The organism is Streptomyces albiaxialis, from assembly GCF_039530985.1.
In the GTDB taxonomy this organism is placed as follows: domain Bacteria; phylum Actinomycetota; class Actinomycetes; order Streptomycetales; family Streptomycetaceae; genus Streptomyces; species Streptomyces albiaxialis.
Genome location: NZ_BAAAPE010000005.1, coordinates 316913 through 334951, shown reverse-complemented (window position 1 = coordinate 334951; position 18039 = coordinate 316913). Strand labels below are relative to the sequence as shown.

15 protein-coding genes and 1 pseudogene are annotated in these 18039 nt (G+C 71.0%); 6 read left to right on the top strand and 10 right to left on the bottom strand.

Features of this window, described 5'->3' with window-relative positions:
* Positions 1 to 91: 91 nt before the first annotated feature.
* The 3 genes from ABD343_RS09485 to ABD343_RS09475 all read right to left on the bottom strand — a co-directional run bounded on the left by ABD343_RS09485 (position 92) and on the right by ABD343_RS09475 (position 2289).
* On the bottom strand, positions 92 to 958 hold the full coding sequence (locus ABD343_RS09485) for an LPXTG cell wall anchor domain-containing protein (RefSeq protein WP_344526104.1): 867 nt from the start codon (positions 956 to 958) through the stop codon (positions 92 to 94).
* A gap of 108 nt (positions 959 to 1066) precedes the next feature.
* A complete protein-coding gene (locus ABD343_RS09480) occupies positions 1067 to 1288 on the bottom strand; it encodes a sigma-70 family RNA polymerase sigma factor family protein (RefSeq protein ID WP_344526102.1) in 222 nt (73 codons plus the stop codon).
* Positions 1289 to 1455: 167 nt separating this feature from the next.
* On the bottom strand, positions 1456 to 2289 hold the full coding sequence (locus ABD343_RS09475; protein ID WP_344526100.1) for an NmrA/HSCARG family protein: 834 nt from the start codon (positions 2287 to 2289) through the stop codon (positions 1456 to 1458).
* 310 nt (positions 2290 to 2599) lie between these two features.
* On the opposite strand from ABD343_RS09475, the gene ABD343_RS09470 reads away from it, so the two are divergent.
* Positions 2600 to 3580: a threonine ammonia-lyase gene (locus ABD343_RS09470; RefSeq protein WP_344526098.1), complete on the top strand. Its 981-nt coding sequence runs from the start codon at positions 2600 to 2602 to the stop codon at positions 3578 to 3580.
* A 241-nt stretch (positions 3581 to 3821) separates the two neighbouring features.
* On the opposite strand, the gene ABD343_RS09465 is transcribed toward ABD343_RS09470, so the two are convergent.
* A complete protein-coding gene (locus ABD343_RS09465; RefSeq protein WP_344526096.1) occupies positions 3822 to 4043 on the bottom strand; it encodes a hypothetical protein in 222 nt (73 codons plus the stop codon).
* Complete coding sequence (locus ABD343_RS09460) at positions 4040 to 4495, bottom strand: outer membrane protein assembly factor BamB family protein (protein WP_344526094.1); 456 nt, start codon at positions 4493 to 4495, stop codon at positions 4040 to 4042. The genes ABD343_RS09465 and ABD343_RS09460 overlap by 4 nt, the downstream gene beginning before the upstream one ends.
* Positions 4496 to 5020: 525 nt before the next feature.
* Between ABD343_RS09460 and ABD343_RS09455 the strand changes: the two genes are divergently transcribed.
* A complete protein-coding gene (locus ABD343_RS09455) occupies positions 5021 to 5953 on the top strand; it encodes an NAD-dependent epimerase/dehydratase family protein (RefSeq protein WP_344526092.1) in 933 nt (310 codons plus the stop codon).
* A gap of 158 nt (positions 5954 to 6111) precedes the next feature.
* Positions 6112 to 6255 (top strand): annotated as a pseudogene (locus tag ABD343_RS09445) (sigma factor-like helix-turn-helix DNA-binding protein); the annotation flags it as partial.
* Between the two features lie 239 nt (positions 6256 to 6494).
* On the opposite strand, the gene ABD343_RS40960 reads toward ABD343_RS09445, so the two are convergent.
* A complete protein-coding gene (locus ABD343_RS40960; RefSeq protein WP_425578129.1) occupies positions 6495 to 7535 on the bottom strand; it encodes a serine/threonine-protein kinase in 1041 nt (346 codons plus the stop codon).
* A gap of 376 nt (positions 7536 to 7911) precedes the next feature.
* Between ABD343_RS40960 and ABD343_RS09425 the strand changes: the two genes are divergently transcribed.
* Positions 7912 to 8823, top strand: a complete 912-nt coding sequence (locus ABD343_RS09425) for a cation diffusion facilitator family transporter (RefSeq protein ID WP_344526090.1) — start codon at positions 7912 to 7914, stop codon at positions 8821 to 8823.
* A gap of 21 nt (positions 8824 to 8844) precedes the next feature.
* Here the strand turns inward: ABD343_RS09425 and ABD343_RS09420 are convergent, their stop codons facing one another.
* Positions 8845 to 9447, bottom strand: a complete 603-nt coding sequence (locus tag ABD343_RS09420) for a TetR/AcrR family transcriptional regulator (protein WP_344526088.1) — start codon at positions 9445 to 9447, stop codon at positions 8845 to 8847.
* 170 nt (positions 9448 to 9617) lie between these two features.
* Between ABD343_RS09420 and ABD343_RS09415 the strand changes: the two genes are divergently transcribed.
* Positions 9618 to 12017, top strand: a complete 2400-nt coding sequence (locus ABD343_RS09415; protein WP_344526086.1) for an MMPL family transporter — start codon at positions 9618 to 9620, stop codon at positions 12015 to 12017.
* Between the two features lie 11 nt (positions 12018 to 12028).
* Positions 12029 to 13561 (top strand): MFS transporter, encoded by a 1533-nt coding sequence (locus ABD343_RS09410; protein ID WP_344526084.1) that lies wholly within the window; start codon positions 12029 to 12031, stop codon positions 13559 to 13561.
* Positions 13562 to 13599: 38 nt separating this feature from the next.
* Here the strand turns inward: ABD343_RS09410 and ABD343_RS09405 are convergent, their stop codons facing one another.
* From ABD343_RS09405 to ABD343_RS09395, 3 genes are read right to left on the bottom strand one after another with little or no spacing between them, the layout of a single operon-like run.
* Complete coding sequence (locus ABD343_RS09405) at positions 13600 to 14997, bottom strand: cytochrome P450 (RefSeq protein WP_344526082.1); 1398 nt, start codon at positions 14995 to 14997, stop codon at positions 13600 to 13602.
* Entirely contained in the window at positions 14994 to 16124 is a 1131-nt protein-coding gene (locus tag ABD343_RS09400) for a fatty acid desaturase (protein ID WP_344526080.1), read from the bottom strand. Before ABD343_RS09400 ends, ABD343_RS09405 begins: the two co-directional genes overlap by 4 nt.
* Entirely contained in the window at positions 16121 to 18034 is a 1914-nt protein-coding gene (locus tag ABD343_RS09395) for an NAD(P)/FAD-dependent oxidoreductase (RefSeq protein ID WP_344526078.1), read from the bottom strand. Before ABD343_RS09395 ends, ABD343_RS09400 begins: the two co-directional genes overlap by 4 nt.
* Between the last annotated feature and the right edge of the window lie 5 nt (positions 18035 to 18039).

Sequence of the window (18039 nt, the reverse complement as noted above, 5' to 3'; positions counted from 1 at the left end):
TGGGCGAGAGCATGGCGACTCCCGCGAGGCACGGCCGCGCCCACATGCCTTCGCGCCCGGGTACGCGCGGAGGCATGTGGGCGCGACGCCCCTACGCCGCCGCGGAACCGCCCTTGCGGCGGCGCACCGCGTACACCGTGCCCGCGCCGGCCAGCAGGGCCAGGCCGCCGGCGACCGCGATGCCCGTCACCTCAGTGGACGAACCGGTCTTCGCGAGGTGCTCCGTGCTCGCCTGCTCCTCCTTGCCGCCCTGGGGCGCGGCGCCGCCCTCCGGCCTGTCGTCGCCGCCGTTGCCGTTGCCGTCACTGCTGTCGCCGCCCGCGCCGGGTGCGAGCACCTCGAAAGTGGAGGACGGGGTGATGGTGCCGTCGGTGCAGTTCTCGTCGGGGTCCGTGTACCTGGCGCCGCCGTAGGCGTAGCTGTCGCCGGGCGTGGCTTCCGCGTCGATCCGCATACGGAATTTCAGGGTGACGGAATCCTTGCCGTCCAGATCCGTGAAGCCGAAGATCATGCCGGTGTCGCGGATATCGTTGCGGCCCTCTTCCTCCAGATCCAGCCACTCGCCCTTTTCGGCGTCCCAGAATTCCAGCCAGGCGTACTTGAACAGGTCCCCGTTCTCGCTGCCTTCGCCGTTGGAGGCGTTGACCGTGGCTTCGACCTGACCGAGCGGGCTGTCGGACTTGTTGCTCACGCCGAGGCTGAACTCGTGCCAGCCGCCGCCCGCTTCGATCTTCTCGGGAACCCCCTTGAGACTGAGCTTCACCTTGGAGGCGGGGCCGTTCTTGCAGGACTCCGGGGTGGGCTCCGGGGCGGGTTCCGAGGGGGACGAGGAGGTGGAGGGCGACGGCGAGGGCGACCGTCCGTCCGCTGCGTGCGCGGCGGTAGCGGCGGCCAGCAGCGTCAACGGGGTGATCGCGGCGGCCAGGGCGACGGCCGCCGATGTGCGGCGATGCTTCATACCTGATCCTTGAATTGAGCTGGAGTAAGGGCAGTCACCTGTGACACGGCGCCGGTCCAGTCCTCGTTCTGGGCCGTCCGGAACGTTGCGCGGTCATTCAGCTCGCGTTCATTCCGAACGCCGGGAATTCACCGCCTCACGAGGGAAGAAGGGGAGCCCGTTCGCCTCGACGAGCCGGAACGCGCCAGGCTGCCTGATCGCGATCTGCCCGACCGCCGGCAGCGCGATCGGCGCGGCTCCCCGGACCGGCCTGCGCGCGGCCGTCACCTTTCCGCCGCCGTCGGCGACATACGTGACCTCGGGATGCGGCAGCGCGACGAGCTCGTCCATGTTCCCCGCGTCGGCGGCCGCCTTGAACGCCTTGAGCACGCGTGCGGTCTCGGCTCTGGACGCGCGGGGCCGCTCCCGGACTCGGCCACCCGTACCCGCGCGCGGGAGGCGAGCTTGCGGGCGGCCGCGGGCGTACCGCCGAGCACCTCGGCGCCGCCCGTTCGGCCCTACGGCCGCAGCCGCAGGCGTCGGGACAGGAAGTCCTCGAGGGACATGAGGGCCGGATGCAGGCGCCGCAGGACGGGGATGTCCGCCTGGTAGCCCTCCTCCGCGAACCACTCGAACATGCGCTCCTCGATCGGCAGGGCCTCGAAGCGCGTGGGAACGCCGGTGACCCGTTCATAGATCTCCGCCACCGCGGGGAACGTGACCTCGTCCCCGGCCAGCTCGATCTGGCGGCCGATGTACCCCTGCGGGTCGTCGAAGGCGGCAGCCGCGAAGAACCCGATGTCGTCACCGGCGATCATCTGCATCGGCTTGTCCGGCTTCACGGGCAGCGCCATGAGCCGCTCGCCCTGGGCGTCGGCGTAGTGCAGCAGGTTGTTCATGAAGAACACCGGCCGCAGGATGGTGGCGGGCAGATCGAGGGCCAGGATGTGCCGCTCGATCTCGGCCTTGCTCTCGAAGTGGCCGATCCCGGTGCGGCGTTCGGCCCCGCCCACGGAGCTGTAGACGAGGTGCTCGACCCCCAGGGCCTGGGCCGTGTCCGCCACCGCCTTGCCCTGACGGACCTCCGCGGCGAGCGTCTCCGGCTCGTACGCGAGCGCCTGTACGCTGAATACGCCGTGGACGCCGGTCATGGCGCTGTGCAGGGACGCCTCGTCGTCCAAGTCGCCCTGGACGAGGGTCGCCCCCTGCTTCTCGAGAGCCTGGGCCTCGAGCTTGTCCGGGTCACGGACGAAGGCGCGGACGCTCCATCCGCGGGAGAGCAACTGCCGTGCGGTGGCGCCGCCCTGATTGCCGGTCGCACCGATGACCAGGATGCTGTGTGCTTCGCTCACAAGGACCCCCCAACTCGCGGCGGCCACGCCTGTCGCGGCTCGCCCTGACGGCCCAACCCTGCAACTTGAAGCGAAGTTGAAGTCAACCCGATCTCGTGAACAGAGGCCCGGTGGGCCGGATCACCGGGGCCGCCCGGTCCAGACCCCGGCGAGTCGCCGTGCCCGCCGGGCTGATGCCGGGCGTGCTCGCGAACTCCCTTGGTGCTGGGACCCCGTTCTCCGACCGCAGCGAACGGACGGGGCCCCGGCATCCCCGCGTCAGCTCCTCATCGCGCACGGAACGGCGTCGGCGGCCCTACGCTGCTGTGTCATGCAGGAGACGCGTCTCGACACCGCTCGGATCCGGGCGGCCCGCCGGGTGATCGACCCGATGTTCCTCGACACTCCGCTGTACCGCTGCGAGGCGCTGGAGCCCGACCTCGGGTGTGCGGTGAGCATCAAGCTGGAAACGGCGAACCCGGTCCGCAGCTTCAAGGCCCGCGGGACCGAGCTGGTCGCGAGCCGGCTCGCCGAGCGCGGCTCGCGAGCCGTGGTGTGCGCCAGCGCGGGCAACCTCGGGCAAGCCCTCGCCTGGTCCGGTCGCGGCCGGGGGCTCGACGTCACCGTCGTGGCCTCCCGCTTCGCGACGGTTGCCAAGCTCGAGCGCATTCGCGCACTGGGCGCCAGGCTGGAACTGGTGGACGGCGACCACGAGAGGGCGCGCGAGCGGGCGGCGGCGATCGCGCGCCGCGACGGCATTCGGCTGGTCGAAGACAGCCTGGACATCGAGACGTGCGAGGGCGCGGCGACCATCGGTCTGGAACTGGTGGACAGCGCGGCGTCGTTCGACACCGTCCTGATCGCCCTCGGCGGCGGGGCGCTGGCCACCGGCGTGGGGCATGTGGTGAAGGCCATGGCGCCCCGGGCCGAGGTGATCTGCGTCCAGCCGCTGGGCGCACCGGCGATGACGCGCTCCTGGCACCGGGGGCGCGTCGTCACCACCGACTCGGCCGACACCATCGCCGACGGCGTCGCCGGACGGTGTCCCATACCGGCCGTCCTGGACGACCTCCTCCTGGTCGCCGACGACGCCGTCCTGGTCGAGGAGGCGTCGATCATCGCCGGTATGAGGATGCTCCTCGACCACGCCGGTCTCGTCGTCGAACCCTCGGCCGCGCTGGGCGTCGCGGCGCTCCTCGAAGACCGTGACCGCTTCGCCGGACGGCACGTGGTCACCATCGTGTGCGGCAGCAATGTCGACGTGGACGCCTATCACCGCTGGACCAGGGCGGGGCCCCTCCCGGGGAGTTAACCGACGGTCGGGGCCGCGTCCGCGTCCGAGGCGGATGCTTGCGGGCCTTGGGGCAGGAGAGCCTCGTTCGCCTCGAGGCCCTGGGCATTGAAGGGGTTCGTCGACGGAGGCGGCGAGGCCGCGGTGGCCCGGTGGGGCGCCCCTTCCGGGGCGGAGAACAACAAGGTCGGGTCGATGACGGGTCTCCCATGTGTGACGCGGACATGAACGGGTTGGCGTGCCGCGACGGGGCACGGGGGCGCTACAGCTTGCTCATCTTGGTGTACGGACTCATGACCCGCTTCTGTGCCGAAGTGAAATCCACAAGCACCGCGAGACCATCCTCGATGCCGATCACACGGCCGAGTCCGTACATGTCGTGGGAGACCCGGTCGCCCACGGCGAACTGCTCGGGAGGCAGCGTGACCGGGGCCTGGAAGGGGCTGGTGGGCAAGGACCGCCTCGGGGCGGCTGGCTTTGTCATTGCCACCAGTATGCGTTCACGCGCACCCGTCCGCCATGGAATACGCATCCGCGGTCGAGCCCAAGCCTCCGGCGCCGGCTTCCGTCGGGCGTCGCCCCTGTGGCCGCGCCGAGGGCCACCACGCTCACCTTCTGCCTGCCCGTCCAGGTCGAGGCTGACCAGCGCTCGGAGCCGTCCTCGGCGTCGAGGGCGTACACGAGCCCGCCGGAGACGACGGGTGTCTGGGGAATGCTGTAGCCGACAGGGAAGACCCACTTCTTCTTGCCGTCCTTGCCGAGCGCCCACAGTCCCTCGTCGTCGCCCAGATCGCCCACGTACAGCGTCCCGTGGGCGAACGCGGGCCGCTGCGGGGAGAGGCCGGAGGGACCGTCCCAGCGCTTGTGCCCGGCGTCCCGCCGCTGCAGGGCGGTGACCGTGGACTCACCGCAGAGGTACAGGACGCCGTCGGCCACTGTGAACTTGGCCGGAATCCCGATGCTGTCCGCACGGTACGGGGACGGGTGAGGGCCGAGGGGGTGGTGGGCCCGCTGTGCCGTCGCGCGGGTCGCGGCCCAGGTCGTGGACGGTGACGACCCCGCGGGGGTTCAGCCCGCCCGCGGTGCGGGCCTCGCGGAAGAACAGGTCGGCGGCCGGGAGGTCGGCGGCCGGGCCGTGCTGGTGGTCCAGCAGCAGTTTGACGCGACGCGGCGCCCGATGAGCCGTTCCCGGCCCTCCCCGACCTCTCCCATGCCGCCCCGGCCCACGAACTCCACAGGTTCGTACCTGTCCGCGATGACTCGCACAGCCGCACTCCTCCGTACCCCCTGACGCCATCCATCGGTGACGCCGTTGGCGTTGCGTCGCGAGCCCCGCTTCCACCCGAAGCCGCCGGGACGCCCGCGGGGTCGCCGAGCGACGGCACGTCGCCGTGCGTCCGGGCTCTGTACGGTGGGCTGATTCGAACGGCGTTCTCGCTCCGGATGAGGAGAGTGTCAACCATGTCCCTTCACGTCATCGTCGGGGCCGGCCCGGTCGGCTCGGCGACCGCACGGATACTCGCCGACAGAGGCGAGCAGGTCCGCCTGCTCACGCGCGGCGGCGGCGGGCCGGAGGCGGCCGGCATCGAGCGCGTCGCGGCAGATGCCACCGACCCGGACGTTCTCGCCCGGCACGCCGAGGGCGCCGTCGCGCTCTACAGTTGCGCGGGCCCGGCCTACCACCGCTGGCCCACCGAGTGGCCGCCCCTCGGCGCGGCCCTGATACGTGCCGCCGAGGCCACCGGCACGGTGCTGGTCACCACCGGCAATCTGTACGGCTACGGTCAGGTCGACGCCCCCATGACCGAGCAACTGCCCCTGCGCCCCAACTCCGTCAAAGGAGAGGTCCGGGCCAAGCTGTGGGCCGACGCGCTGGCCGCGCACCAGGCCGGGCGCATCCGCACGGCGGAGGTCCGGGGATCGGACTACCTGGGCGCGGGCGCGAACACGCCGTTCACCGTCATGGTGTTGCCCAAAGTCCTCGCGGGCCGACGCGCTGCCGTGCCCGCCGACCTGGATGCGCCGCACAGTTGGACCTACGTCGGTGACGTGGCCCGCACGCTGATCGCGGTCGCCGGGGACGACGGCGCATGGGGCCGGGCATGGCACGTGCCCACGGCCCCGCCGCTGTCCGTCCGCGCGCTCGCCGCCCGCGCCGCCGAACTGACGGGAGCCCCGAGCGCCAAGGTGGCCGCCATGCCCGCCGTCGCGCTCAGGATCGCCGGTGCCTTCAACCCTGCCGCACGCGAGCTGGTGGAGGTCCAATACCAGTTGCGTCGGCCCTTCGTCCTCGACTCCTCCGCCGCCACAGCGGCCTTCGGGATCGACCCGACACCGACCGACGACGCACTCCGCGAGACCATCGACGCGCTGCCCACGAAAACCACGCGCTAGGTACGGCGTTCACCGTGTCCGGCGTTCACTGTGTCGTCAAGCCGTGGACCCGACGCCACCCCGCCGGACACCGGCGATCGAGCGGGTCGCGGTGATGCCGGTGGTCGGGTCGCCGTCCACGAGGAGCAGGTCGGCACGCAGGCCGGGGGCGATCCGCCCGCGCCGAGTCGTACTCGATGGCGATGCTGGTGGTGCTGGAGGCACTGACACCGCTGGAACGCGCGGTCTTCGTCCTGCGCGAGGTGTTCGGCTACGCGCACACCGAGATCGCTGCCGCTGGACACGTCCACGCCCTCGGTCCGGGCGACGCGTGTCTGGGCCGGTGTTCCGTGGACCCCCTCGTGGGCGAGGACTCTGGCGCCCATGCGGGCGGACCCCGGGCAGGTGCCGCTTCAGCCGTGTCGTCGGCCGACGCGTGCGCCGCGGTGAGCGGCAGTCCCGAGACCGGCCGGCGCGAAGGTGCTGGGCTCCAGGGTCGCCGCGTAGGCAAGCGACGTGTCGTTCGCCGTGACCGCGTGCACGGAGCCGTCGGTCAGCCGCTTCACACAGCGCTCGATGTCCTTGTCCGGCACCACCGTGGTCCTGTCCCGGGCGGCCCCAGGAAGGCGCGCAGCCGTTCCTCGCCGGTGCTGTTCTCCACCACGCAGACCCTCTTGCCCTTCAGATCCGAGGGCCCGTTCGCGCGCAGCAGCAGATCCTGGTGGCCGGTGATGTACGGGACGGAGAGAGCGACGTGTCGCGCACGCTCGGGTGCGCGCGAACGAGGAGACGACCATGTCCACCTCGCCCCCCTGCAACGCCATGATGCGCTCGGGCTCGTATCCCAGTTCCCGCGCGACGTACGCCGCCACCTCCGCGTCGAATCCCGCGAACCCGCAGTCGGGCTTGCGGAGCGACAGGCCGGGGCGCCCGCCGGCCACCCCGAGGGTGAGCCTCTTGCCGCCGCGCTTGACGGGCTTCTTCTCGCATTCGGACTCGTCCAGTGCCGAGGGACTGGGGCCAGGACCGGGACCGGCGGGTCCGGCGGCGACGAGGGCGACGGCGCATCCCGCAGCAACGCGAGCAGCTCGGCGGGGGAGGGGCGGTCGGCGGGGTCCTTGCGCAGGCACCGCTCGACGAGGGGACGCAGCCCCGCCGGGACGCCGGACAGGTCGGGTTCGTCGTGCACGATCCCCATGGCGACGGTGACGGCCGGGGTGTCGTCGCCCAGGTCGAAGGGGCCTCGTCCGGTGGCCGCGAAGGTCGGGACGCCGCCGAGCGCGAACACGTCGGACCGCGTGTCCACCTCGCGCGGAGCCGTCAACTGCTCCGGCGCCATGAAGGACACCGTGCCGAGCACCTTGCCGCTCCGCGTGATCAGGTCGTTGGCCAGCACCCGGGCGATGCAGAAGTCGATGATGCGGGGGCCGTACTCGGTCAGCAGCACATTGGCCGGTTTCAGGTCCCGGTGCACGAGCCCGACCCGGTGGATGTCCCGCAGCGCCTCGGCGAGGAGGACGACCCCCATGCCCCCGGCGCCGATACGCCGTTCGACGCGATAGCCGCCGATCGTCGCGGGAATCTCCCCGTACCGCCAGTCCAACTCCACTCCCTGCCCTGTCCCCGCCCCGTTCCGCCCCGTCCCGACATCAGCATCGCTCACGGGCCCTCGCAGGAAGAGCGGCCCGGCGGCCCTGCCGGTTCCATGACGGCGGTCACGGCCAGAGGTCTCCTCGCACATGCGCGAGACCGGGCTCGCCGAGATGCCCGAAGGGGACCTGTAGAACGGCAGGACACGAACAGCTCCCCTGCGTTGCCCGTCATTCGCGCTGTTTCCACGGGGTATTTTCCGCCGCTCTCCGTTCACGGTGCCGGTGTCGCTTTCGGAGATGGGAACGGTCTTCAGTACAGCCTTTGCGAGGCCGAGGTTCCTCCGTCTACTCTCGGCGGACTCGGGAAAGTCGGGAGGGGTGCGAGGTATGGGGCACGGTCATAGTCACGGTGGAGGGACACAGCCCGCTTCTGGGCCGTATCGGCGGCGTCTTGCGGTGGCATTCTTCCTTATCGGCGCCTACTTCATTGTCGAGCTGGTTTTCGGGATCATTTCCGGTTCGCTCGCGTTGCTGTCCGACGCCGGGCACATGGCGGCCGATGTCACGGCGCTGGGGGCGGCATTGGTCGCCACGCGGCTGGCGACCCGGGCCGATGCCACGGGGCGGCGGACCTACGGTCACTACCGGGCCGAGGTTTTCGCGTCTCTTCTTGCCGTGCTGCTGATGTACGGCGTGGCCGTCTATGTGGTGGTGGAGGCGATTTCCCGGATCGGCACTTCCGTCGACGTGGAAACCGGGCCGATGTTCGTCGTGGGGGCGATCGGTCTCGCGGTCAATGTCGTGGTGCTCCTTCTGCTGCGAAAAGGAGCGGCCGACAGCCTGAACGTCAAGGGCGCCTATCTTGAAGTGGTCGCCGATACGGCCGGTTCCGTCGGGGTCATCATTGCCGGGTGGCTCGTCGCCGCTACGGGCGTGGCGGTGTGGGACACCCTGATCGCGCTCGCCATCGGTGTCTTCGTGGCGGTGCGCGCGACGATGCTGGGCAAGGAGGTGCTGGCTGTCCTCGGGCAGCACGCCCCCGCGGGGGTGGACCCCGTGGCCGTGTCCGACGAACTGGCCGGCATCCAGGGGGTTTCGGACGTGCACGATCTGCACCTCTGGACCCTCACGTCGGGGATGAACGTGGCGACGGCCCACCTCGTCACGGAAACGCCCGATGACGGGCATCGCGTACTCGACGAGGCGCGCGAGCTGCTCGAGGTGCGCCACGGCATCGCGCACGCGACGCTGCAGGTAGAGCCCGCCGACCATGTGGGGTGCGACCGCGTCGGCTGGTAGCCGCGGGTCAGCAGCCGCGCGTCATTCCCCGGGGCCACTCGCCTCCTGGACAAGGGCGTCGATCGTTTCCCGCAGCGCCTTTTCCAGGTCGAAGGGCGGCGTGGCCAGGGTCCAGCGCAGCACCATTCCGTCGATCAGCGCCGAAAGGGCCAGCGCGGCGGCCCGCGTTTCCGGCGCGGAAGGCCGCGAGCCACGGAGATCCGCGAGCAGCCGTGAGATCTGGTCGACGAAGTGCTCGTGGTGGGAGCTGAAGCATTCCCTGATCTCGGGAACGGTACGGGCCAGGGAGAGCAGTTCCAGGGTGAGCGAGGCTTTTTCCGGATTCTCCGTGAGGTCGCGGGCGAAAGACGACGACACGAATCGGAGCCGGTCGACCGCCGGTTCCGGATTGCTCACCACGGCCTCGAGCGCTTCGGACTCGTGGGTGAGCATCTGGTTCACCAGACCGGTCGCCAGCTCCTCCTTGCTCTTGAAATACCAGTAGAGCGCTCCCTTGCTCAGGCCGGATTCCTTGACGATGTCGTCCATACGGGCTCCGTGGTAGCCCTGCCGTGCAAAAACCGCAGCCGCGGCCTTGAAGATCTGCGTTCTGCGCGCATTGCTGCGGTCTTCGTTGGCTGCCATAGGTGCCCTGTCCTTCGTGCCTGCCGGGTCCCTTCGGGCCGCTTCTCGCGAGCGAGATATGGAACCGGCGATCGTTTCCATTACCGCCTAAAAGTAGCACTAGACCGGCTGGTCGGTCTAGTGCCATACTTTTCTCGACCGACCAGTCAGTCGAGTGAGGAGCGTCGCGCATGCCACCCCGTACGAGCCCGGACGAAGGGCGCTCCGGCCCCACCCTCCTGCACCGTCTCGGTGCCTGGTGTGCCACGCATGTGTGGCGGGTGCTCCTCGCCTGGCTGGTCGTCCTCGTGGTCGGAGGAGCGCTCGTCCCGAAGTTCACGGACAGCCTGACCGGTTCCTCCCTCACCGTGCGCGGCTCGGAGTCGGCGCGGGCCGAGAAGCTCATGAAGGAGGAGTTCGACAACGCGGTGACCGAGGACGTGGTCGTCGTCTTCGACTCCGCCACCCGTTCCGCCCGGGACGCCGAGTTCCGCGACGTCGTGCGCCGCGGCGTCGCGGAGCTGCGCGAGCAGTCCGGAGTGGCGAGCGTCGAGGACCCCTACGCGGCCGGGGGCGAGCAGCAGATCGCCGCCGACGGCCGTACGGCGCTGGTCCTGGCCGGCCTGACGGGGGACGAGCGCAAGCGGCAGAAGACCGCCCCCGACATCCAGAAGGCGCTCGACCGCGTCGAGGGCGACGGCGTGGACGTCATGCTCACCGGCTCCAGCGCGCTCAACGCCGCCGTCATCGAGCAGCAGGACAAGGACCTGGCGCGCGCCGAGACCATCGGCCTCTCCATCGCCCTGGTCGTCCTGCTGATCGCCTTCGGCACGCTGGTGGCCGCCGGACTGCCGCTGCTGCTCGGCGTCGCGGCGCTGATGACGTCTTTCGGTGCGCTGGGCGCGCTCAGTTACGTGACGACGTTCGACACGTTCGTCCAGGCGATCGTCACGATGCTGGGGCTGGCGCTCGGGATCGACTACTGCCTGTTCATCGTGACCCGGCAACGGGAGGAACTCCAGGCGCGGCCGGAACGCCCGATCGGGGAGACCGTCGGAGCCACCATGGCGACCGCGGGCAAGGCGGTGCTCTTCTCGGGGTGCACCGTGCTGATCTCCGTCGCCGGGCTGTTCCTCGTCCGGTCGCCGGTGTTCTGGTCGATGGCCTTCGGGGTCATGGTGGCCGTGGCGGTCATGCTGACCGTGGCGATGACGCTGCTGCCGGCGATGCTCGGCCTGTGCGGCACCAGGATCAACCGCTTGGCCGTGCCCGGGCTGCGGCGCAGCGTCAACCACCCGGACCCCGAGCACTCGGTGTGGGCACGCTGGACGAGGGCCGTGATGCGGCGCCCCGTCCTCATCGGGGGCGCGGCGGTGCTGGCCCTCGGGGCGGCCGCCGTACCGGTGACCGACCTGAAGCTCGGCTTCGACGTCGGTGCCGGCGCGGTGGCGGACGCGCCCGCCGGCAAGGGCTACGACATCGTCTCCGAGAAGTTCGCCCCGGGCGCCGCGGTCCCCGTCCAGATCGTCGTCACCAGCGACAACGGCGCCTTCGACGACAAGGGCGTGGCCGCGCTGGAACGCCTCACGAAGACCGTCAAGGACAACAAGCAGGTCGACGGCGTCCTGTCCGTGACCGACCTGCTCAAGGAGAAGGCGGGGCGCAGCGACGGCGCGACGCTGCAGGCGGCCCTGAAGGAGGACGACGGTGCGCTGTCGAGGATCGTCAGCTCGCGCGGCGACGTCACCATGCTCACCGTCTTCTCCAAGGCGGCCCCGGACTCGGACGAGACGAGCGGCCTCGTGCGCTGGATCCGTGACACCGCCGCGCCGGAGGCGGAACGCGGCGCGGGCGGGATCACCGTCACCACGGGCGGCCTGACGGCGCAGACCGTGGACGTCGCCGAGGAGATCAACCGCGCGACCCCCTGGGTCCTCTGCGCCATCCTCGGCCTCTCCTTCCTCCTGCTGCTGCTCGCGTTCCGCAGCCTGCTGCTGGCCTTCAGCGCGATCCTGATGAACCTGCTGTCGGTCGGCGCCGCGTTCGGCCTGCTCACCTGGGTGTTCCAGCAGGGCGCGGGGGAGGCGCTGTTCGACTTCAGCAGCCGGGGCTTCATCCAGGCCTATCTGCCGCTGTTGACCTTCGTCGTGCTGTTCGGACTGTCCATGGACTACGAGGTGTTCATCATCTCCCGCATGAAGGAGGAGTGGGACAGGACCGGGGACAACCTGCGCGCCGTATCCGTCGGCACCGCCCACACCGCCAAGGTGATCACGGCTGCCGCCGCCATCATGGTCGTCGTCTTCGCCGCCTTCATGATCACGAGGGTGGTCGAGCTGAAGCAGATGGGGTTCGCCCTGGCGGTGGCGGTCCTGGTGGACGCGACGCTGATCCGGGTGGTCGTCGTCCCCGCCGCCATGCGGCTCGCCGGGCCGGCGAACTGGTGGATGCCCCGCTGGCTGGACCGGGCCCTGCCGCGCGTGGAACTCACCGAGGGACCGAGCCCGATGCCCTCCGGCGAGGAGGACCGGCCGCGCGCATCGGAACGGGAGGCGACGGCGCCCTCCGGACCCGCGCGCTCCGCGGACTGACCTCGCCGCTCGTGCTACCGGGAGCAGACATCACCGACCCTCTGCGGAAGCCGACACGGCGGCGGTTGGGCCTGGCCGTCCTGACCACGGCACTGGTGCTCATCGGGCTGGACGTCACGGTCGTCACGATCGCCCTGCCCACCCTGGCCACCGCCGTCGGCGCCTCCACCTCCGACCTGCAGTGGACGACCAACGCGTTCACCCTGCCGTTCGCGGCCCTGCTGTTCCCCTCGTCGGCGTGGGGGAACGGCGGCAGCAAGCGACTCCTTCTCGCCGGACTCGGCCTCTTCGCGGCGGGGTCGGCGCTGGCCCTCCCCGCCGACAGCGCGGTGGAACTCATCGGCGCCCGCGCGCTCATGGGTACGGGCGCGGGCCTGGCCGTGCCGCAGGCGCTCGCCCTCGCGCCGGGCACCGTGGCCCCCGGAGAGGGCAACCGGGCCTCGGCGGTCGCCTCCACCGGCTTCGCGCTGGGCCTGCCCCTCGGGCCGCTGGCCGGGGGCTGGCTGCTCCAGGCCTTCGGCTGGCAGGCGGTGTTCGCCGTCAACGCTCTCGTCGGCGCGTGTGTGCTCGCCGGGGCGGCGCTCGCCGTCCCGGCAGCCGCGGCGGAGCCCGTCGACGCGCCCGTCGACCTGCGCGGCGCCGTGCTCGCCCTGGCCGGTACGTCGGCGCTGGCCTTCGGCCTGACGGAAGCCCCCGCCCTGGGCTGGAGCCACCCGCTCACGCTCCTCGCGCTGAGCACCGGCGCGCTGCTGCTGTGCGCGCTCGCGGCCCGTACCCGCCGCCGGCTCGCGGCGGCGGACGGCTGGACCCGGCGGCGGTGTTCGGGCTTCGTGTGGGCGACGGCCGCGCTGTCCTTCGTCACGCTCATCCTGCTCGCCCTGCTGTTCGTGCTGCCGCCGTACTTGCAGCACGTCCAGGGATACGACGCCTGGGCCACCGGCGTACGCCTCCTGCCGATGATGGCGGGGCTCGCGGCGGGGGCTGCGGTCGCGGACAGATGCGCGGCCCGGTTCGAGACGCGGCGGACGGTGGGAGGCGGGCTGCTGCTGTGCTCGTTCGGGCTCCTGTGGATCGGCCAGTTGCACGGCGACAGCCCGTACGCGGCGGCGGCCGGTGCGCTGACCGCCGCGGGATTCGCCCTGGGCCTGACGCTCTCGACCGCACTGCGAGCGCTCACGGCCGCGTTGCCGCCCGGGGGAGCGCCGGGCGGCAACGCGCTGGCCGACGCCTGCCGTCAGATGGGCGCGGCCCTCGGCATCGCGCTCCTGGGCGGGGCCCTGAATGCTTCGTACCGGGGCGAGCTGCGCAGAGACACCCCTCCGGACCTGACCGCCGAGGCCGCGGGTGCCGGACGGGGGATCGCCGAGGCGGTCCGTACGGCCGCCACGCTGCCCGCCCGGCAGGGGGAGGACCTCACGGCGCTCGCGCACCACGCGTTCGTCACCGGTATGGCGACGACCGCGCGTATCGGCGCGGGGGCGACGGCCGTCATGGCCGTACTGCTCATGGTCCGCATGCCCTCGACCCCGCCGGGCCCGGCATGACCGGAACGACCGGCATGACCGGGCCCGGCGGGCTGTCGCTAGCGGGCGGCGACGTGCGCGCGTACTCCCGGGCTCGGGCGGAGGTTCACCAGCAGCTCCGGAACCACGTCGGCGGCCTGCGGCAGCAGCTCGAACGTGAGGCGCTGGTTGAGCAGCACAGTCAGCAAGTGGCCCTCCATCATGGCCAGATGACTGCCCGGGCAGACGTTCCCGCCCGTGCCGAAGGGGAGGTACGCGCCCTTCGGCAGCTCCTTCTCCCGCTCCCGGGAGAAGCGGTCCGGGTCGAAGCGCTCCGGATCGGCGAACACCTCGGGACGGCGGTGCAGGCTGTACGCGTTCAGGAAGATCATGGCCCCGGCGGGTATCGCGCAGCCGTCGACCACCGTGTCGCGCACCGCCTGGCGGGGGATCACCGCGGCCGGAGGACAGAGCCGCATCGTCTCCTTGAACACCTGGAGGCAGTAGGGAAGGTGCGCCAGATCCTCGAAGCGGACCGACCGTTCGCCGAGCACGGTGTCGATCTCGTGGTGGACGCCCTTGAGCACGTCCGGGTGGCGGGCCAGCAGATACAGCGTCCACGCCTGGGCGTCCGCGGAGGTCTCCTGCGCGGCGCCCCAGGTGGTCAGGACCTCGTCGAGCAGCAACTCCGCGCTCATGGCCCCGCCGTCCTCGTACCGGGCGGCCATCAGGTCCCCGAGCACGTCGGCGGGGGCGTCCTCCCCGGCGCCCCCGTCGGCGTCCCGCTGGGCCTCCTGGCGCTGCCGGATGAACTCGGCGATCCATGCCCGGATGCCGTCGATGGCGCGCCGCGCCCGCCGGTTGCGCGGTACGGGAACTCCAAGCGGGAGGGCGAACGGGCTGGTGAGGGCGTGCATCTCCCACTCGAAGGCCTCGGTGATGGCCTCGGCCAGCGGGCCGTTGTCGCGGCTGGAGGTGCTGAAGAGGAGTCGGCTGACGATGTCCATCGTCAACGCGTTCATCTCCGCCACCAGGTCGACGTCGACGCCGCGCTTCCAGCGTTCCGCCACGTTCTCCGCGGAGGAGACGATGAGATCCGCGTGGCGGGGGATGCGGCGCGGGGAGAAGTGCGGCACGACCAACCGGCGCTGCTTCTTGTGCAGTTCGCCCTCGCTCGTCAGCAGCCCCTGGCCCATCAGCGGTGTGAGCGCGCGGGTCTGCCGCCTGCCCCGGCCGAAGTCGTCCGCGCGGTGGATCAGTACGTCCCGTGCGGCGGCGGGCGTGGAGACCGCGACGGCGAGAGTGCCGCCGATCCGGAACCCCACCACGCCGTCGGACCCGGACGACAACTCGTGGAGGGCGTTGAGGGTGTCCGTCTGCAACGCCCGCGCGTGCCCCAGCAATCCCCTCTTCGGCGCCATCGGCAGCGGGCGGGCATCGGCGCTCGCGCGCTCTTCCGGGTTGGCACGGGACCTCATACCGCGGCCTCCTTGAGCGCCTGACGATCGAGCAGGGTGCCCGCCTTCTTGTGGGCGCGGCTCTCCCGCCACAACCGGCGCAGGGTGTACGCCATGCCGGGGCTCTCGGTGAGCCGGTACGCGGAGTCCTCGGGAAGCCCTGCCACGAGCCGGGAGTGGGCGCGGGGGAAGCTGTGGTACGGCAGTCCGGGCATCAGGTGGTGCAGGGCGTGCAGCCGCAGCCCCACCGGGGCCCACAGCTCGGCCAGCAGCCGGGCCCGCGGATGGTTCACGGTGTCCATCATCTGTTCCACGATGCTCATCTCGTCCTCGTCGCCCAGGTAGCGGTGAGCGGCCAGCAGCCGCAGCGAGTTGACGAGCGCGATGGCGGCGAACATGGCGTACCACTGCACCAGCCGCCCCACCGGGACGACGCCGCCGACGACCAGGGCCGTGACCGTGGCGATCCACGCCAGGCACAGCAGCTCCTGGCCGCGCCACACCCACTTCTCCTCGGCCTTGGGCTGCCGACCCCGGTACTCGAAGTCGAGCTTCAGCGAGGAGGCGTTCCGGTACAGGTACTCCCGGACGCGCGGCACGAACCACGACAGGGGCGTGAGGACGGCGAAGCGGTAGGGCCCGAAGAACGGCAGGAACAGTGGGGTGAACAGCACGCCCACGATGGTGGAGGGCGCCATCCGCGCCAGCGGCAGGTACTCGGCGTCCTGCCGGGTGCCGTAGAGCTTCCGGTTGTGGTGCTCGCCGTGGCACTCGTACATGAAGACCGGCACCATCATGGGGATGCCGAACAGGGCGTTCCACCAGATCCGGAAGGGCCCGAACGCCTTCTTGGCCCGGAAGTGCGCGATCTCGTGGATGAACGCGAAGCAGCGGTAGGCCGCCAGCACCGAGACCAGGAAAGCCGCCATGCCCCCCACGGTGAGGCCGCCCAGCGGCCCCACCGCCCAGAACGCCGTACCGGCCACCAGCAGGCTGAGCGTGAAGTCCGCCCAGTAGACCGCCATCCGCGGCCGGAACAGCCCGTGCAGCAGGGTGTGCGCCTCCTTGACGGAGAACTCCTCCATGGCGGTGACCAGCCGTGGCTCCCAGGGGATCGCCACCTTCTGCCCGGAATCCGCGGTGGTCATCGGGTGCCTCCCCCGCGGCGGCGCCGCAGCGCGCGCCGGGCCTTGCGGACCCGGGTGTCCGCGACGTCCAGCAGCGTGCCCAGCGAGGTCAGCGTGACGAGCATGGGGCCGGAACCCGCCGGGATCACGGGCCGGTACTCCTTGCCGGTCGCCGTCATGAACCCCGGTTCCCTGATGGCGGACAGCGTGAGATCGGCCCGCTTCATCTTGTGTACGTAGGGCAGCCGCCAGATGCCCGGCAGCGCGGCGTGCGCACGCAGGCCCGCCTTGGTGGCGGGCAGCTTCTCGCCGTTCTCCAGACGCCACAGTGCCCGCTTCTCCAGCCCCTCGTGCCACTTCTCCACCAGGCCAGCCACCCGGTGCGGGTCGAGGCGGTGCCAGGGGGCGGACTGGGAGAGGAAGAGGCGCCGTTCCAGATGCGCGCGGATCCGGGCGTGCTCGACGGTCTCCTCGTCGGTCCGGCCGCCCGTCTCGGTGAGCCAGCGCGAGATGCGGAAGCGCCCGAGGAGCGCCGCCCCGAAGATCATGTAGTCGAGCATGTGGTCGAGGATGAAGAACCGGCTGTCGGCGATGGCGGGGCCGTACTTGCCGCGCACCATCGAGCGCATGATCCGCCAGTCGGCGGTGCCGGCCCGGTTCACATGGTCGATGTACTCCAGGTCCAGCCGGTCCTCCTGCACATCGCGCTGGGCGATGTTCGAGAGGTGCCACGCGGTGGACATGGACAGGCTGATGCCCTGGCTGTAGAGCGCGTCGATCATCGTGGAGGCGTCGCCGACCATGGCGTAACGCCTGGGGGAGACGAACGTGTTGGTCATCCGCTGGACGTCCCGGTAGGCGCTGAACTCCAGCATGTCCTCGTCGCGCAGCCAGTCGAGCATCGGGTAGCGGCGCAGGACCTTCCAGAAGACCTCGCGCGCGTTGCCCTCCTCCGGCGGGCGCTGCTGGCTGTAGGTGACGCCGACGCTGATGCGGTCGCCCGCGAGGCGGATCAGCCAGATCCAGTAACCGTCGCCCCACAGATGCACGGTGGTGCGTTCCCGGTCGGTCACCTCTCCGTCGGGGAACGAGAACTTCCAGCGCTCGTCGAAGAGGTCCTGGGTGCAGTGGGAGAACTGCGCCCAGGCGGCGGTGGTCGAGAAGCCGTCGTCGAGCGGGATGTCGTGACCGAACCGGCGGGCGAGCAGGCGGGCGCGGCCCGTGCAGTCGGCTATCCAGCGGGCCTCGATCCGGCCGCTCCGCTTCTTGTCGCGCGAGGCCCAGTGCAGGACGTGGTCGCTCCCCTCGTCGCCGAGGTCGATGTCCTTGACCAGGCCGCAGTCCAGGAACGTGATGCCCTCCGTCTCGCGGGCGCGCTTGCGCAGCACGGCCTCGACCTCGGGGCGGACGATCTGGGAGTCCTTGAACATGGTGCGGTAGAAGAGCGGGTTCTCCAGCTTGGCCACCCAGTGGTCGGGCAGCGTGCTCTGGAAGCCCCACTCCGAGACCGACTCGTCGAAGCTCGTACGGCCCTCGAGGCCGTGGGCCATCCAGAAGCCCTTCTTGCCGAAGGAGTTCTCCAGGGTCTCGTCGAGTTCGCCGATCGCGCGGAGGAAGGCGTTGGAGAACACCAGCAGGGACTCGCCGACCTTGTAGCTGGCCTGCTGCTTCTCCGTCGGCTGGTCGAGGCAGACGACGGTCATGCCGCGCTTGGCCATGGCGATGGCCGTGGTCAGTCCGACGACGCCGTGCCCCACCACGCAGACGTCGGCGCGCGTCCGGTCCAGGTCCCGGTCCCGTACGGGGTTGTCCGAACCGGTGGTGTCCGGGCCGGTGGCGGGCGTTACGGTGCGGATCCGCGGGCGGTCCTTGCTCCCGCGGGTGATCTCATCGCTTCCGGTCTTCTTGGTCGTCTTCTCGGAGTCGGGCACCGGTT

Excerpts from the sequence above, each read along its gene's own strand:
- ABD343_RS09485 (WP_344526104.1), bottom strand. The coding sequence starts at position 958 with ATGAAGCATCGCCGCACATCGGCGGCCGTCGCCCTGGCCGCCGCGATC.
- ABD343_RS09480 (WP_344526102.1), bottom strand. The coding sequence starts at position 1,288 with ATGGACGAGCTCGTCGCGCTGCCGCATCCCGAGGTCACGTATGTCGCC.
- ABD343_RS09470 (WP_344526098.1), top strand. The coding sequence starts at position 2,600 with ATGCAGGAGACGCGTCTCGACACCGCTCGGATCCGGGCGGCCCGCCGG.
- ABD343_RS09465 (WP_344526096.1), bottom strand. The coding sequence starts at position 4,043 with ATGACAAAGCCAGCCGCCCCGAGGCGGTCCTTGCCCACCAGCCCCTTC.
- ABD343_RS09455 (WP_344526092.1), top strand. The coding sequence starts at position 5,021 with ATGTCCCTTCACGTCATCGTCGGGGCCGGCCCGGTCGGCTCGGCGACC.
- ABD343_RS09425 (WP_344526090.1), top strand. The coding sequence starts at position 7,912 with ATGGGGCACGGTCATAGTCACGGTGGAGGGACACAGCCCGCTTCTGGG.
- ABD343_RS09420 (WP_344526088.1), bottom strand. The coding sequence starts at position 9,447 with ATGGCAGCCAACGAAGACCGCAGCAATGCGCGCAGAACGCAGATCTTC.
- ABD343_RS09415 (WP_344526086.1), top strand. The coding sequence starts at position 9,618 with ATGCCACCCCGTACGAGCCCGGACGAAGGGCGCTCCGGCCCCACCCTC.
- ABD343_RS09405 (WP_344526082.1), bottom strand. The coding sequence starts at position 14,997 with ATGAGGTCCCGTGCCAACCCGGAAGAGCGCGCGAGCGCCGATGCCCGC.
- ABD343_RS09400 (WP_344526080.1), bottom strand. The coding sequence starts at position 16,124 with ATGACCACCGCGGATTCCGGGCAGAAGGTGGCGATCCCCTGGGAGCCA.